16 protein-coding genes are annotated in these 14,463 nt (G+C 69.7%); 4 read left to right on the plus strand and 12 right to left on the minus strand.

What is annotated here, in order from left to right; all coding sequences use genetic code 11:
* Positions 1 to 69 precede the first annotated feature (69 nt).
* Both AACG61_RS12580 and AACG61_RS12585 read right to left on the minus strand, forming a co-directional pair.
* Positions 70 to 840: an EcsC family protein gene (locus tag AACG61_RS12580; RefSeq protein WP_411837462.1), complete on the minus strand. Its 771-nt coding sequence runs from the start codon at positions 838 to 840 to the stop codon at positions 70 to 72.
* Entirely contained in the window at positions 812 to 1,408 is a 597-nt protein-coding gene (locus tag AACG61_RS12585) for a GNAT family N-acetyltransferase (protein ID WP_411837463.1), read from the minus strand. Before AACG61_RS12585 ends, AACG61_RS12580 begins: the two co-directional genes overlap by 29 nt.
* Positions 1,409 to 1,521: 113 nt before the next feature.
* Between AACG61_RS12585 and AACG61_RS12590 the strand changes: the two genes are divergently transcribed.
* Together AACG61_RS12590 and AACG61_RS12595 are read left to right on the plus strand one after the other, a co-directional pair.
* Positions 1,522 to 2,124, plus strand: coding sequence for a flavin reductase family protein (locus AACG61_RS12590; RefSeq protein ID WP_411837464.1), 603 nt, complete (start codon positions 1,522 to 1,524; stop codon positions 2,122 to 2,124).
* Positions 2,121 to 2,654: an adenine phosphoribosyltransferase gene (locus tag AACG61_RS12595; protein ID WP_045982859.1), complete on the plus strand. Its 534-nt coding sequence runs from the start codon at positions 2,121 to 2,123 to the stop codon at positions 2,652 to 2,654. The genes AACG61_RS12590 and AACG61_RS12595 overlap by 4 nt, the downstream gene beginning before the upstream one ends.
* Here AACG61_RS12595 and AACG61_RS12600 read toward each other — a convergent pair.
* From AACG61_RS12600 to coxB, 10 genes are all read right to left on the minus strand, one after another.
* On the minus strand, positions 2,651 to 4,048 hold the full coding sequence (locus AACG61_RS12600; RefSeq protein ID WP_411839511.1) for an FAD-binding oxidoreductase: 1,398 nt from the start codon (positions 4,046 to 4,048) through the stop codon (positions 2,651 to 2,653). The genes AACG61_RS12595 and AACG61_RS12600 overlap by 4 nt on opposite strands.
* Entirely contained in the window at positions 4,048 to 4,629 is a 582-nt protein-coding gene (locus AACG61_RS12605; protein ID WP_411839512.1) for a GNAT family N-acetyltransferase, read from the minus strand. The genes AACG61_RS12600 and AACG61_RS12605 overlap by 1 nt, the downstream gene beginning before the upstream one ends.
* A complete protein-coding gene (locus AACG61_RS12610; RefSeq protein WP_411839513.1) occupies positions 4,629 to 5,837 on the minus strand; it encodes a M16 family metallopeptidase in 1,209 nt (402 codons plus the stop codon). The genes AACG61_RS12605 and AACG61_RS12610 overlap by 1 nt, the downstream gene beginning before the upstream one ends.
* 62 nt (positions 5,838 to 5,899) lie before the next feature.
* Positions 5,900 to 7,276: a threonine synthase gene (thrC, locus tag AACG61_RS12615; protein ID WP_411837465.1), complete on the minus strand. Its 1,377-nt coding sequence runs from the start codon at positions 7,274 to 7,276 to the stop codon at positions 5,900 to 5,902.
* 10 nt (positions 7,277 to 7,286) lie between these two features.
* Entirely contained in the window at positions 7,287 to 7,958 is a 672-nt protein-coding gene (locus AACG61_RS12620) for an SURF1 family protein (protein WP_411837466.1), read from the minus strand.
* A gap of 76 nt (positions 7,959 to 8,034) precedes the next feature.
* On the minus strand, positions 8,035 to 8,862 hold the full coding sequence (locus AACG61_RS12625) for a cytochrome c oxidase subunit 3 (protein ID WP_411837467.1): 828 nt from the start codon (positions 8,860 to 8,862) through the stop codon (positions 8,035 to 8,037).
* Between the two features lie 35 nt (positions 8,863 to 8,897).
* Positions 8,898 to 9,470 (minus strand): cytochrome c oxidase assembly protein, encoded by a 573-nt coding sequence (locus AACG61_RS12630; RefSeq protein WP_411837468.1) that lies wholly within the window; start codon positions 9,468 to 9,470, stop codon positions 8,898 to 8,900.
* Positions 9,467 to 9,694, minus strand: a complete 228-nt coding sequence (locus AACG61_RS12635) for a hypothetical protein (RefSeq protein WP_411837469.1) — start codon at positions 9,692 to 9,694, stop codon at positions 9,467 to 9,469. Before AACG61_RS12635 ends, AACG61_RS12630 begins: the two co-directional genes overlap by 4 nt.
* The gene (gene cyoE / locus AACG61_RS12640; protein WP_411837470.1) at positions 9,694 to 10,611 is read right to left on the minus strand and encodes a heme o synthase; all 918 of its coding nucleotides are present in this window, start codon (positions 10,609 to 10,611) and stop codon (positions 9,694 to 9,696) included. The genes AACG61_RS12635 and cyoE overlap by 1 nt, the downstream gene beginning before the upstream one ends.
* A gap of 73 nt (positions 10,612 to 10,684) precedes the next feature.
* Entirely contained in the window at positions 10,685 to 11,590 is a 906-nt protein-coding gene (gene coxB / locus AACG61_RS12645) for a cytochrome c oxidase subunit II (protein WP_411837471.1), read from the minus strand.
* A gap of 207 nt (positions 11,591 to 11,797) precedes the next feature.
* Here coxB and tldD point away from each other — a divergent pair, with 207 nt between their 5' ends.
* Together tldD and dprA are read left to right on the plus strand one after the other, a co-directional pair.
* A complete protein-coding gene (tldD, locus tag AACG61_RS12650; RefSeq protein WP_411837472.1) occupies positions 11,798 to 13,219 on the plus strand; it encodes a metalloprotease TldD in 1,422 nt (473 codons plus the stop codon).
* A gap of 66 nt (positions 13,220 to 13,285) precedes the next feature.
* Positions 13,286 to 14,425, plus strand: coding sequence for a DNA-processing protein DprA (gene dprA / locus AACG61_RS12655; protein WP_411837473.1), 1,140 nt, complete (start codon positions 13,286 to 13,288; stop codon positions 14,423 to 14,425).
* The last annotated feature ends 38 nt before the right edge of the window (positions 14,426 to 14,463 follow it).

Here is a 14,463-nt window from a genome sequence, read left to right on the forward strand (position 1 = left end):
TCTGTGTCCCGCGACGCGCCAGGGGGCCTGCCGCCCCCCGGACCCCCCGCCCACCGCGGGACGGCGGGGTCAGCGCGGTGCGGGCATCTGGCGCTGGATGGAGAGGCGCAGGGCCTCGGTCAGGGCCTCGCGCGGCAGGCCGGTCTCGACCGAGAGGCGCATCAGCCCGAAATGCACCCGCGCCAGTTCCTGATAGTAGCGCGCGAAGACGTAGTTGATCGAGGCGCCGACCACCGCCCCGAAGACGGGCGCGGCCTGCGCCGCCATCTTCTGGCCCAAGGAGATCGACAGACGTGGCGCGACCTTGCTGACGAGGCTCTGCACCGTCTGGCCGGTGACCGACAGGCGCGCGGCCAGAAGGCCCAGGTCGGTCTGGTCATCCTCGGCCATGGGACCGGCGGCGGCGAAGATGCGCAGGCATTCGACCCGCACCTCCTCGCTCTCGGGGTCGAGGCCGTGTTCGGCGGCGATGTCCAGCATCGCGCGCAGAAGCAGCGTGACGGTGAAGGGCAGCTCGACCAGCGCGCCGACGAAGCCGCCGACCCCGCCCGCGGCCCCGCTGACCGTCGAGGCCATGCGGTTGAACCAGTCGCCGCGGTCGCGCACCACCTTGCGCGACCGGCTGGCCGCGCCGAAGGCCCGCATCAGCGCCGCCTGCGTCACCCCGTCCAGACGCGCGCGCACGAAGGTCGGCAGCCGCGCGATCAGGCCTTCGGCGCCGTCGCCCACGCGCTCCATCACCTTCATCCCCGGCCCCGACGCCTCCAGATAGCGCATCGCCAGTCGGTCGATCTGCGCGTGGATCAGCGGGTCAGTGATCGGCGGAAGAACAAGGGGCATCGGTTCTTTCATCGGAGGGCCTTTGCGGATGAGGTGCCGGACGGCAGGCGTCCGATGCGGATCCGGATCTGTGGGGCAGCGGCTCCAGGTCGCGTGCCACCGGCCCCGCAACACCAACCCAAGCCCCGGGCCGGAGTTCCAGCCCAAGGACCCGATCGGGGTTCGTGGGCGGCGGCATCACGACATCGTCAAGCTTGCGGAACCCGAACCGCCCGTAATAGGGCGCGTCCCCCACCAAGAGGACCCGGCCGAAGCCCATCTCGCGCGCCCGCGCTAGGCTGTCGCGCATCAGCAGTCCACCCAGACCCTCGCCCTGCGCGGTCGGATGCACCGCGATGGGCCCCAGCAGCAGCACCCGCCGCCCCTCGACGCGCACCGGCCAGTAGCGGATCGCGGCCAGAAGGACGCCCGCCTCGTCACGCAGCAGCAGGCACAGCGGCGCCACCCGCGCCACCCCGTCGCGCAACCGATAGGAGGACAGCGCCGTGCGGCCCGGCGCAAAGCACAGGTCATAGAGGCCCTCGACCTCGGGCTCGTCCTGGGGGGTTTCGGGGCAGATCTCGAACATCGCGCCTCCTTGCTGTCGCGCGGGCCTTTAGCACGGGTCGGGACCGTGCGAAACATTGCACCGCAGGAAAATCCGGGGCAGGTTGGCGCCCGAACACCATCAGGAGGCCGCCCATGTTCTATCGCCCCGAAGCCGGACACGGCCTGCCCCACAACCCCTTCAACGCGATCATCGCGCCCCGCCCGATCGGCTGGATCTCGACCCGCGGGTCGAAGGGCGACAACCTGGCGCCCTACTCCTTCTTCAACGCGGTGGCTTATACTCCGCCGCAGGTGATGTTCGCCTCGACCGGCGCCAAGGGCGACCGCCCCGGCACCAAGGACAGCGTCGCCCAGATCATCGAGACGGGCGTCTTCTGCGTGAACATCGCCACCGGCGATCTGCGCGACGCGGTCAATGCGACCTCGGCCCCCCTGCCCGCGGGGACCAGCGAATTCGCCGCCGCCGGGATCGAGGCCGCCGATTGCACCACCATCGACTGTCCGCGCGTGGCGGGTGCCGCGGCGGCGCTGGAATGCCGCATGACCCAGATCGTGCCGCTGGCCGGTCAGGCGAATTTCGCGGTCTTCGGCGTGGTGACGGGCATCCACATGCGCGACGACTGCGTGGTGGACGGACGGTTCGATCCGCGCGCGGCGGGCGGCTGGATTGCGCGCCTCGGCTACAAGGACTATGCCGCCGTGACCGATCTTTTCGAAATGGACCGCCCCACATGAGCCGCACCGTCAAGGACTATGTCCGCTCGATCCACGATTTCCCGCATGAGGGGATCATCTTCCGCGACGTGACCACGCTGTTCGCGGATGCACGCGGATTCCGCATGGCGGTGGACCAGATCCTGCACGCCTATGCCGGAACCCGCATCGACAAGGTCGTGGGTCTTGAGGCGCGCGGCTTCATCCTGGGCGGCGCGGTGGCGCATCAGCTGTCCACCGGCTTCGTGCCGATCCGCAAGAAGGGCAAGCTGCCCGGCACCGTCATCTCCGAGGCTTATCAGCTGGAATATGGCGAGGCGATCATGGAGATCCATGACGACGCCCTGAAACCCGGAGAGAAGGTCCTGATCGTGGACGACCTGCTGGCCACCGGCGGCACGGCGGCGGCGGCGATCACGCTGTGCCGCCGTCTTGGCGCCGAGGTCATCGGCTGCGCCTTCGTGATCGACCTGCCCGAACTGGGCGGTCGCAAGGTGCTGGAGGGCATGGACATGCCGGTCCACGCGCTCTGCGACTTCGAAGGCGCCTAGGCCAGGACCGCGCCGGGGTTCATGATGCCAAGGGGGTCCAGCGCCCCCTTGATGGCCCGCATCGCGGCCAGCCGCGCCGGATCGCCCCACCGCGCCAGATCGGCGGCCTTGAGCCGCCCCACGCCATGTTCGGCCGAGAACGACCCGCCCCGTTCCACGACCATCTCATGCAGCCTGCGCGACAGGTCGCGGCGAACAGTCTCATAGTCGTCGCGGCTCCGGCCCGCCGCCGGGAACAGGTTGTAGTGCAGGTTGCCGTCGCCCAGATGGCCGAAGCAGTTGACGCGCATGTCCCCCTGCCCCGCCAGCCAGGCCCCGGCATCGTCGATGAACCGGGCGACCTCGGACAAAGGCAGGCTGATGTCATGGCTGGCGATCGCGCCGACATGGCGGTTGGCCAGCGGAATATGCTCGCGCAGCGCCCAGAGGTCCGCGCCCTGCTGGCCCGATTGCGCGATGACGCCGTCATGGACCAGACCGGCCTCGGCCCCCGCAACGAACAGCCCCTCCAGCGCCGCATCCGCCGAGAGGCCCGCGGGCAGGCCGACCTCGATCAGCACCAGCCAGTCGGGCCGCGCCGCAAAAGGTTGGCGCATGTCGGGAAAGGCCGCGTCCAGGAAATGCAGGCTCTGGCCCGAGATCAGCTCGAAGGCCGTGACGCCCCCCGCCATCCGTGCCTGCGCCAGCGACAGCAGCGACAGGGCCGCCGCGGGGCTGTCCACGACCAGCATCGCGACCCCGGTCTCGGCCGGCACAGGGGCCAGGACCAGCGACGCGGCGGTGATGATGCCCAGGGTCCCCTCCGCCCCGATCAGCAGGTCGCGCAGGTCGTATCCGGTATTGTCCTTCCGCAGGCGCTTCAGGTCGTGCATCACCGACCCGTCGGGCAGCACCGCCTCCAGCCCCAGGCACAACGCGCGCGCATTGCCGTATCGCAGCACGTTCACGCCCCCCGCATTCGTGGACAGCACCCCGCCGACCTGGGCCGAGCCCTGCGAGGCCAGCGACAGAGGGAACTGCCGCCCCGCGCCCGCCGCCGCGTCGCGCGCGGCCTGCAGCGTCACGCCCGATTCGGCGATCATCACGCCCTCCTCCGGGTGGCAGGCCCGGATGGCGGTCATGCGCTCCAGCGACAGAATCAGGGGCGCGGGACCGTCGGGCATGATCTGCCCGCCGACCAGCCCGGTGCCGCCCCCGCGCGGGACGACGGGCACGCGCAGCGCCGCGCAGGCGCGGATCACGGCGGCGCATTCCTGAACGTCGCGCGGGGCCGCGACCAGACCCGCCCGCCCGTGATAGCGGCCGCGCGGCTCCTCGGTGTAATGCGGCGCGGGGTCGCGCAGCACACCTTGGGGCAGCAGGGCCGCCAGACGGTCATCGGCTTGGATCAGCATCATCGCACCTCGGTCCTGCCGCGGCGGTCGCCGCGGAGATTGGCGTAAAGCACATGGTTCCGCCAGCGCCCGCCGATCTGCAGATAGCTCTGGGCCACGCCCTCATACTTGAAGCCCGACCGCTCCAGCACGCCGCGCGATGCGGCATTCTCGGGCAGGCAGGCGGCCTCGATCCGGCTCAGGTCCAGCGTGGTAAAGGCGTGATGCACCAGCACCCCGATCGCCTCGCGCATGAAGCCCTGCCGCGTGTGCTGCTGTCCGATCCAATATCCGATGGTCCCCGACTGCGCGGGGCCGCGGCGGATGTTATCCAGCGTGATCGCGCCCAGCAGAGTGCCGTCGCGATGGACCACGAACAGCGGAAAGGCGGTCCCCGCCCGCGCCGAACGGGCCGCCCAATAGACGCGGTTGGTGAAGCTTTTGCGCGACAGGTGGTCGGGCGACCAGACCGGCTCCCACGGCGTCAGGAAATCGCGGCTCTCGTCGCGCAGCGCGCGCCAGGCGGCGAAGTCGGAATGGAGCGGCAGGCGCAGCGCGATGCGTTCGGCCTCCAGCCGAAGGGCACGGCGCCGCGCCAGGATCATGCGGCGAGCCTCTCGGCCAGGGCCTCGCGCGAGGGTGCCGCGCCGACCGGACCGTAAAGCGCCAGCGCCGGCCGGGCATTGGCCAGCATCCGTTCCGCATGGGCCCGCACATCGGCGGCGGTGACAGCGGCGACCCGCTCGGCCACCTCGGCCGCGTCGGGCACGCGACCCCAGATCGCCAGGCTGCGCGCCATGCGTTCCGCCTGACCCGAGGGGCTTTCCAGCCCCATCAGCAGGCCCGCGCGCAGCTGCGCCTTGGCGCGGGCGATCTCGGCCTCGGACATGTCCTCGGTCGCGCGCTTGATCTCGTCGATGGTGAGCGTCGCCAGATCGCCCAGATCCTCGGCCCCGGTGCCGGCATAGATGGTCAGCATGCCGGTATCGTCATGGAAACCCGACTGCGCGAAGATGGTGTAGCACAGCCCCCGCTCCTCGCGGATCTTCTGGAACAGCCGCGACGACATCCCCCCGCCAAGCGCGGAGGAGAAGATCTGCGCCGCATAGAAATCGGGCGCCAGATAGCCCGGCCCCTCCAGAGCCAGCGCAAAATGCGCCTGCTCCAGGGGCTTCACCGTGCGGCTCTCCAAGCCCTGCCACCGGGCGCCCTCACGCACGGCCTGCGGGCGCGGCGCGATATGGCCCAGCACCTTTTCGGCCAGCCGCACGATGCGGTCGTGATCGACCGATCCTGCGGCGGCTACGACCATCTGGCCGGGGCCGTAATTCTCGGCGACGAACCCGGCAAGGTCACCGCGGCCGAAACTGCTGACCCGTTCGGCGGGTCCCAGGATGGTGCGGCCCATCGGCTGGTCCGGATAGGCGGCCTCCTGTAGCCAGTCGAAGATGATGTCGTCGGGCGTGTCCAGCGACTGCCCGATCTCCTGCAGGATCACGCCCCGCTCGACCTCGATCTCGCGGTCGTCGAAGACGGGGTTCAGGACGATGTCGCTGATCACGTCGAAGGCCAGATCGACGTCATCCTCCAGCACGCGGACGTAATAGGCCGTCGCGTCGCGAGAGGTATAGGCGTTGATATAGCCGCCCACATCCTCGATCGCCTCGGCGATCTGCAGCGCGCTGCGGGTCGCGGTGCCCTTGAAGGCCATGTGCTCCAGGAAATGCGCGATGCCGTTCTGGTCGGCGCGTTCATTGCGCCCGCCCGCACTGACCCAGATGCCCAGGGCCGCCGAATGCAGGCCGGGCATCTGCCGGGTCACGATGCGCAGCCCGTTGGGCAGCGTTGTCAGGCGCGGGGTGGGGTCTTGGCTCACGCGGTCCTCCGTTCAAGGATCAGGGACTTAAGCGCGTCCACGTCGTTTTCAACCCGGGTCAGGCGCTCGGGCAGGTCGTAGAGGTCCGCCATATGCGGTGGCAGGCCGGGGCGCACCCCGATGGCGCGCTCCACCGCATCGGGGAACTTGGCCGGATGGGCGGTGGCCAGCGTGACCATCGGCACGCCGGGCTCCAGATGGCGCTCGGCCACGGCGACGCCCACGGCGCTGTGCGGACACAGGATCTCTCCGGTCCGCTCGCGCATGGCGCGGATCGTGTCCAGCGTCTCGTCCTCGGACACGCGGCCCGAGGCGTATTGCTCGCGCAGGGCCTCCAGCGCGCCCTGGCTGATCGCGAAGCCGCCCTGCTTCAGCTCCTCCATCAGCTGCCGGATCGCGCCCGCGTCCTGGCCGTAGGCCAGATACAGTGCGCGTTCGAAGTTCGAGCTGACCTGGATGTCCATCGACGGGCTGATCGAGGGCTCGACCTCGCCCATCCGGTATTCGCCGCTGCTCAGCGCGCGGTGCAGGATGTCGTTCTGGTTCGTGGCGACGATCAAGCGGCGGATCGGCAGGCCCATCTGGCGCGCGATGGAGCCCGCGAAGATGTCGCCGAAGTTGCCCGTCGGCACGCAGAAATCGGTGGGCCGCATGCCAAGCGACGCGGTCGCGGTGAAGTAATAGACGATCTGCGCCACGACGCGGGCCCAGTTGATGCTGTTCACGCCCGCAAGCCCCACCCCGTCGCGGAAGGCATGGTCGTTGAACAGGTCCTTGAGCCGCGCCTGGCAGTCGTCGAAATGCCCGGTCACGGCCAGCGCATGGACGTTGGCGGCGGGGGGCGTGGTCATCTGGCGGCGCTGGACCTCACTGACGCGGCCATGCGGATACATGATGAACACGTCCACGTTGTCGATGCCGCGGAAGGCCTCGATCGCGGCCGATCCGGTGTCGCCCGAGGTCGCGCCCACGATGGTGATCCGCTGGCCAGACCGCGCCAGGGCGATCTGGAACAGCTGCGCGATCAACTGCATCGCGAAATCCTTGAAGGCCAGCGTGGGGCCGTGGAACAGCTCCAGCAGGTGATGGCCGGGGGCCAGCTGCACCAGCGGCGCACGGGCGTCGTGGCTGATGCGCGCATAGGCGCGGTCGATGGCGCCGCGCAGATCGGCATCGGTGAAGCTGTCGCCGGTGAAGGGGCGCACCACGCGGAACGCGACCTCCTCGTAGGAGAGGCCGTCCAGCTGTTCCAGCCCCTCGAAGGCCGGGATCGTCTCGGGCAGGTACAGGCCCCCGTCGCGCGCCAGCCCCGACAGCATGGCCTGTTCGAAATTCAGCACCGGGGCCTGGCCCCGCGTCGAGACGTAACGCATCGGAAATCCTTCAGTAGCTGCGCTGCCTGATACGCCAGATCAGCGCCAGTGTCATCACCGCCCAGGTGGCCGCGATCAGGAACCACTGCACGGCATAGGACAGGTGGTTGTTGGGAATCCCCTCGATGGCGACGGGGATGGGACGGGCACCCTGATTGTCGCCCTGAACCGCGCTGGCCACGACCAGGACCGGCAGCGTGTCCAGCGACGCGGCCATGGCGTCGACGTCACGGGCGAACCAGATGTTCTCGTCCAGGTTCGGGGCCGGGGTCGAGCTGCTGGCATCCTGCGGCCAGTGCAGGTTGCCCACGACGTCCAGCCGGACCGGCGGACGCTCCAGCTTGCGCGCCTCCTGCGGCACGAAGCCCCGGTCCAGAAGGATCGCGCGCCCGTCATCGGTGATGAAGCGCGACACGACCTGATAGCCCGCGCCCTGGTCGCGGGTGTGGGACAGCACGTCGATCTCGGCCCCGGTGGTGGTGCCGCTGACGGTCACGGGCAGGTACTTCATCGAGGGGTCGATCGCCGCGGGCAGCGGCACGGGGTCGGCCTGGATGCCGGCGGTGATCTCCTCCAGCATCCCCTCCTTCCAGGCGCGGCGATCCAGCTGCCACAGGCCCAGCTGGATCAGGACGGCGCAGCCGGCGATGCCGAGGATCAGGGGGAACAGATAGCGGCGCATGGGCGCTCCGGGAGTCGGACGAACGAAAAACGCGCGGAGAAAGCCCCCGCGCGCCTGGATCGGTCAGGATCGGGGATCAGCTGCCCCAGACATAGATCACGGCGAACAGCACCAGCCAGATCACGTCGACGAAGTGCCAGTACCAGGCCGCGGCCTCGAACCCCAGATGCTGGTCGCGGGTCATCTGCCCCTTCTGGAAGCGCAGCAGGCAGACGGCCAGGAAGATCGTGCCGATGATGACGTGCAGGCCGTGGAAGCCGGTCGCGATGTAGAAGGCCGAGGCATAGGCCGTGTCGGCCAGACCGAAGGCCGCGTGGCTGTATTCATAGGCCTGCAGCCCGGTGAAGAGGACGCCCAGACCAACCGCGACGATCAGGCCGTTGATGGTGGTGCGGCGGTCGCCCTCATGCGCCCAGGCATGGTGCGCCCAGGTCACGGCCACGCCCGACAGCAGCAGGATCAGCGTGTTGATGAAGGGCAGGTGCCAGGGGTCGAAGGTCTCGATGCCCGCGGGCGGCCAGACGCCGTCGGTGATGGGGCTGTTCTCGCCCATCGGGTACATTGCGTGCTTGATGAAGTTCCAGAACAGCGACACGAACAGCATCGCCTCGGACATCACGAACAGGATGAAGCCGTATTGCAGGCCGATGCGCACGACCGGGGTGTGATCGCCCTGCTCCGCCTCGCGGACCATGTCGGCCCACCAGGCGAAGGCGACATAGCAGGTCGCGACCAGGCCGATGCCGAACATCCAGGGGCCGGTGATCGGCGCGCCTGCCAGCGTCACCTCGCCCGACATCCAGGCGACCGCGCCGAACAGCATGACGAAGACCGCCACCGCGGACAGGAAGGGCCAGACCGAGGCCGGCAGGATATGATAGTCGTGGTTCTTAGCGTGCGCCATGATCGGATCCCCGTCGGCTCCCTCGTGTATTCGTCTCAGTTGATGGTGTCGGTCGCACCGGAGTCAAGCGCGGCGCTGCGCGGCTCGGTCCGGTGGAAGGTATAGGACAGCGTGATGTCGCGGACATGGCCCGCGTCGCGGTCCTGCACCAGCTCGGGATCGACGTAGAAGCTGACCGGCATCTCGACCCGCTCTCCGGGCTGCAGCGTCTGCTCCTGGAAGCAGAAGCACTCGACCTTGATGAAGTAGTATCCCGAAACCTCGGGCGCGACGTTGTAGCTGGCCGTTCCGGTCAGCGGCACGTCGGAGGTGTTCACGGCCTCGTAGAAGGCCAGCCCGCTCTCGCCAATCTTCAGGTCCATGCGGGTCTGCATGGGGCGGAAGGTCCAGCCCAGGTTCTCGTCGGTATTGGCGTCGAAGCGCACGCGCACGACCTCGTCCAGGATCTCGTCGGAGGCGCTGTCCGAGACCTGCGTCGTACCCCCGAACCCGGTGACCCGGCAGAACCAGTCGTAGAAGGGCACCGCGGCCCAGGACAGCGCGCCCATCGTCACGACGACGCCCAGCAGCATGGCGACGGTGCGGCCCTCGGGGCTGAGACGTTTCATTGCTGAACCTCCTCTGCGGGTGTCCGGGTCGGCGCGGCGGCGGGTTCCGCAGGCGTCAGCGACACGCGCGGCTGATGGTCGAACCCCTCCATCAGGCCGCCCTGCCGGACCTTGACCACGGTCAGCGCAAAGACCAGCGCGACGAAGCCCACCAGCACGATGCCCAGACCGATGTTGCGCGACCGGCGGCGGCCGTGGATCGGATGTTCGGTGCGCAGCGCCATCACCAGCCCCCCATCCAGCCCTGGACCATCAGGGCCAGGAAATGCAGGAACAGATAGGCCAGCGACAGCTTGAACACGCGCTTTTCCACGGCGTAGCCGTCGGCGATGGCGGCCTCCTCGCTGCGGCGCAGGATCTGCCAGCCGCCGCGGATGAAGGCCACGTTCAGCACCACCGCCACCGCCATGTAGAGCGGCCCGCCGATGGAGGTCAGGCCCAGCCACAGGGCGAAGGGCGCCAGGACCAGCGTATAGGCGAAGATGTGGCGGCGCGTGGCCTGCCGGCCGTGGGTCACGGTCAGCATCGGCACGCCCGCCTTGTGGTAGTCTTCCTTCATGAACAGCGCCAGCGCCCAGAAATGGGGCGGCGTCCAGAAGAAGATCAGCGCGAACATCAGCAGCGATTCGATGCCGATGCCGCCGGTCGCGCAGGCCCATCCGATCATCGGGGGAAAGGCGCCGGCGGCCCCGCCGATGACGATGTTCTGCGGGGTCCAGCGCTTCAGCCAGACGGTGTAGACGACGGCGTAGAAGAAGATCGTGAAGGCCAGGAAGCCCGCCGCGAACCAGTTCGCGACCAGCCCCAGCATCATCACCGAGATGACCGCCAGCACCAGGCCCAGGCCCAGGGCCGCGCCCTCCTCGACCCGTCCCGACGGGATCGGGCGGCTCTGGGTGCGGTTCATCACCGCGTCGATGTCGCGGTCGTACCACATGTTCAGCGCGCCGGACGCGCCCCCGCCCAGGGCGATGAACAGGACCGAGCAGAAGGCGATGAAGGGATGGACGTCCATCGGCGCCACGACCAGACCGACAAAGGCGGTGAACACCACCAGCGACATGACCCGCGGCTTGAGCAGGGCGACGAAATCGCCGAACTCGGCCTCGGGGGTGGTGTCATATGCGTTGATATCGGTCATCGCGCCTGCACTTCTCATGCCTGGCCCGCGTCGGCGTGATTGCCGGCGCGGGTGGGTGTTTCGATCTGCCGGATCACTCGGCGCGGGCCAGCTCCACCTTGGCCTCGGGGGCCAGCGCCGCGGTCGGCGCGGGTTCCTCGCCCATGGTGCCGCCCTGCTCGGCGACCCAGGCCGCATAGACCTCGGGGCTGACGGCCTTCACGACGATCGGCATGTAGGCGTGGTTGATGCCGCACAGCTCGCTGCACTGGCCGAAATAGGTGCCTTCCTGCTCGACGCTGAACCAGGCCTGGGCGATGCGGCCGGGGACCGCGTCCTGCTTCACCGCGAAGGCGGGGATGGTCCAGGAGTGGATCACGTCGCTGGCGGTCACCTGCAGCAGGACCGTCTGGCCGACGGGCACGACCACGGCGGTGTCGGTGGCCAGCAGATACTCGTCCTCGGCATAGCCGTTCGCGGCCAGCTCCTCGCGGGGCAGCATCAGCGAATCGAAGGTGATGCCGTTGTCGGGGTACTCGTAGGACCAGTACCACTGGTGGCCGGTCACCTTGACCACGACGTCGGGATCGGCGGGCATCTCCTGGCTGCGGAACAGGATCGGCAGCGAGAAGGCACCGATGGCCACCAGGATCAGCACCGGGACCAGGGTCCAGCCGATCTCCAGCGGCGTGTTGTGGGTGAACTTGGCCGGGACCGGGTTCGAGCGGCTGTTGAACCGGAAGATCACGATCAGCAGCAGCACGCAGACGAAGACCGTCACGACGGCGATGATGATCAGCACGAAATGGTCCAGCCACTGCTGGTCGCGCGCGAGTTCCGTCGAGGCGGGCTGGAAGCCCGTTCCCGCGGCCACCGGCTTGCCGATCGTGGGCAGCTCGCCCAGGACGCCCTGCGCCATCGCCGCTGTGGTCATCATGCCCGCGGATGCGAACCCCGTAGCTGCCGCGACCGCACGGCCCATCATCGCTCTTGCCATCATACCATCCCGTTGCATTGGCCCGGCCCCAATGACCGCAGGGGCTGCCGGGAGGCTGCCCCTTTTCCTTTCACAGTGACCGTTCTATGACCATATCTCGCCCGTCCGGGCAAGTCATACCTACCGCATTTCCCCATCCTTGGGGAACGCGACCCGGCGCCGCGCGGCCTTTTCGGACCGCACCGCGTCCCGCGCAGCCAGGAGAGCACGATGACACGGCCCGCCTTCGACCCCTTCTCGACCGACCTGGACCGCGACCGCGCGCTGCGCATCCTGCAAGACGCCGTCGCGGGGGCCGATGACGGAGAGCTGTTCCTGGAACGCAGCCAGCAGGAATCGCTGGTCTTCGACGACGGCCGCCTGCGCCAGGCCAGCGTGATGGCCGAACGCGGCTTCGGCCTGCGCGCGGTGCTGGGCGAGGTCACGGGCTATGCCCATTCGACCGAGATCACCGAGGCCGCGCTGCGCCGCGCCGCCGAGACCGCACGCCTGGCCGTGGGCCGAGGCGGCGGCGCTCTGGCTGCGGCGCCCCGGATGCAGCCGGTCGCGCTCTATCCCGGGCTGGACCCTGCCGAGGGCATCCCGACCGCGCGGCGCATCTCGCTCCTGCGCGAGATCGACGCCTTCGCCCGCGCCTTGGACCCGCGCGTGGTGCAGGTCACGGTGACGCTGGCCTCCAGCCTGCAGGAGGTCGCGATCCTGCGTCCCGAGGGGGGGCTTGCCACCGACATCCGGCCCATGGCGCGGCTGAACGTGGCGGTGATCGTCGAGAACAACGACCGCCGCGAGAGCGGCAGCGCCGGCGGCGGCGGGCGGCACGCGCTGGAGCCGCTGATGGCCCCCGACCACTGGCAGGGGCTGGTCCACGAGGCGCTGCGCATCGCGCTGGTGAACCTGCGCTCGGTCCCGGCGCCGGCGGGGGTCATGGACGTGGTGCTGGGGCCGGGCTGGCCGGGCATCCTGCTGCACGAGGCGGTGGGCCACGGGTTGGAGGGCGACTTCAACCGCAAGAAGGCCTCGGCCTTCGCGGGCCTCATGGGGCAGCGCGTGGCCGCGCCGGGCGTGACCGTGGTCGATGACGGCACCATCGAGGGCCGCCGCGGCAGCATCAACATCGACGACGAGGGCACGCCCCCCGCCCGCAACGTGCTGATCGAGGACGGCATCCTGACGGGCTACATGCAGGACCGCCAGAACGCGCGGCTGATGGGGGTCGCGCCCACCGGCAACGGTCGTCGCGAGAGCTTCGCCCATGTGCCCATGCCGCGCATGACCAACACCTACATGCCCGGCGGCGACGCGGACCCCGCGGCGATCCTGGCCGACCTGAAGGACGGCATCTATGCGGTGGGCTTCGGCGGCGGCCAGGTCGACATCACCAACGGCAAGTTCGTCTTCTCCTGCACCGAGGCCTATCGCGTCCGGAACGGCGTGGTGGGCGACCCGATTCGCGGCGCGACGCTGATCGGGGACGGCGCGACCGCGCTGCAGCAGGTCCGCGCCATCGGCAACGACATGGCGCTGGACCCCGGCATCGGCAATTGCGGCAAGCAGGGACAGTGGGTTCCGGTGGGCGTGGGTCAGCCCACGCTGATGATCGGCGGGCTGACGGTCGGCGGATCGGCCGCCTGAGCGGACGGCGCTAACCGAATCTTAACCTCTTTCGGTCCAGATGGCGGGACGGATCGGAGGTGACCCATGACGATCGGCCTTGCACCCGCCAGCTTCGGCCTGCCCGCGACGGATGACGACCTGACGGTGCTGCGGCTGATCCGCTCGCGCAGGGTCGGGCCGGCGACGTTCCACCGCCTGATCGCCGAACATGGCAGCGCCCGCGCCGCACTGGAGGCCCTGCCCCAGATCGCGGCCGCGTCGGGCATCGCCGACTATCAGCCCTGTCCCGAAGGCGTCGCGGCGGCCGAACTGGCCGCCGGGCGCAGGATCGGCGCGCGCCTGATCCGCCATGACAGCCCTGACTATCCGGACCGGCTGCGCCAGATCGACGGCGCACCCGCGATCCTCTGGGTGCGGGGCGACCCGGCCTGGCTGTCGCGCGACATGCTGGCCGTGATCGGGGCGCGCAATGCCTCCTCCCTTGGCATCCGCATGGCGCGGGGCATGGCGGCCGGTCTGGGCGAGGCGGGATTCGTCGTGGCTGCGGGTCTGGCGCGCGGGGTCGACACCGCCGCCCATGCCGCCGCCCTGCCCACCGGCACCGTCGCGGTGATGGCCGGGGGCGTCGATGTCATCTATCCGGCCGAGAACGCGGCCCTTGCCGCCCGCATTGCCGAGACAGGCGTGCTGGTATCCGAGCAGCCGCCGGGGACCGAACCGGCGGCGCGGCATTTCCCGACCCGCAACCGCATCGTCTCGGGCCTGTCGCAGGCGGTGGTAGTGATCGAGGCCGCCCACCGCTCGGGGACGCTGATCACCGCGCGCAATGCGCTGGATCAGGGGCGCGAGGTCATGGCGGTGCCGGGTCACCCGATGGACGCCCGCGCCGCGGGCTGCAACGCGCTGATCCGCGACGGCGCCACGCTGGTGCGCAGCGCTGCCGACGTGGCCGAGGCGCTGGCCCTGTCGGGCGCCACCTTGCCGCAGCGGATCGCGGCACAGGCGCCCCGCGCGATCCCGGCCGTCGAATCGCCACGCGATGCGGCTCAGCCGATCCAGCTGGAGGGGCGGATCCTGGACCGGCTCGGGCCCTCGCCCACCGATGAGAACGACCTGATCCGCGATCTGGGCCAATCGGCGGCCACGGTCAGCGCGGCCATCCTGTCGCTGGAGCTGCAGGGGCGGGTGACGCGAATGCCGGGCGGGCGGCTGGCGCTGTCGTGACGGCGGGTCGGTCGGGGGCAGGCCTCGCCCCCCGTTGA

Source organism: Paracoccus sp. ME4 (genome assembly GCF_046736325.1).
GTDB lineage: Bacteria > Pseudomonadota > Alphaproteobacteria > Rhodobacterales > Rhodobacteraceae > Paracoccus.

Bases quoted from the DNA above. Each gene is read 5' to 3' on its own strand.
- AACG61_RS12620 (WP_411837466.1), bottom strand. From the start codon at position 7,958: ATGCGCCGCTATCTGTTCCCCCTGATCCTCGGCATCGCCGGCTGCGCC.
- AACG61_RS12630 (WP_411837468.1), bottom strand. From the start codon at position 9,470: ATGAAACGTCTCAGCCCCGAGGGCCGCACCGTCGCCATGCTGCTGGGC.
- AACG61_RS12585 (WP_411837463.1), bottom strand. From the start codon at position 1,408: ATGTTCGAGATCTGCCCCGAAACCCCCCAGGACGAGCCCGAGGTCGAG.
- AACG61_RS12600 (WP_411839511.1), bottom strand. From the start codon at position 4,048: ATGCTGATCCAAGCCGATGACCGTCTGGCGGCCCTGCTGCCCCAAGGT.
- AACG61_RS12590 (WP_411837464.1), top strand. From the start codon at position 1,522: ATGTTCTATCGCCCCGAAGCCGGACACGGCCTGCCCCACAACCCCTTC.
- cyoE (WP_411837470.1), bottom strand. From the start codon at position 10,611: ATGACCGATATCAACGCATATGACACCACCCCCGAGGCCGAGTTCGGC.
- coxB (WP_411837471.1), bottom strand. From the start codon at position 11,590: ATGATGGCAAGAGCGATGATGGGCCGTGCGGTCGCGGCAGCTACGGGG.
- AACG61_RS12625 (WP_411837467.1), bottom strand. From the start codon at position 8,862: ATGGCGCACGCTAAGAACCACGACTATCATATCCTGCCGGCCTCGGTC.
- AACG61_RS12595 (WP_045982859.1), top strand. From the start codon at position 2,121: ATGAGCCGCACCGTCAAGGACTATGTCCGCTCGATCCACGATTTCCCG.
- AACG61_RS12610 (WP_411839513.1), bottom strand. From the start codon at position 5,837: ATGCCCGGCCTGCATTCGGCGGCCCTGGGCATCTGGGTCAGTGCGGGC.
- thrC (WP_411837465.1), bottom strand. From the start codon at position 7,276: ATGCGTTACGTCTCGACGCGGGGCCAGGCCCCGGTGCTGAATTTCGAA.
- tldD (WP_411837472.1), top strand. From the start codon at position 11,798: ATGACACGGCCCGCCTTCGACCCCTTCTCGACCGACCTGGACCGCGAC.
- AACG61_RS12580 (WP_411837462.1), bottom strand. From the start codon at position 840: ATGCCCCTTGTTCTTCCGCCGATCACTGACCCGCTGATCCACGCGCAG.
- dprA (WP_411837473.1), top strand. From the start codon at position 13,286: ATGACGATCGGCCTTGCACCCGCCAGCTTCGGCCTGCCCGCGACGGAT.
- AACG61_RS12635 (WP_411837469.1), bottom strand. From the start codon at position 9,694: ATGGCGCTGCGCACCGAACATCCGATCCACGGCCGCCGCCGGTCGCGC.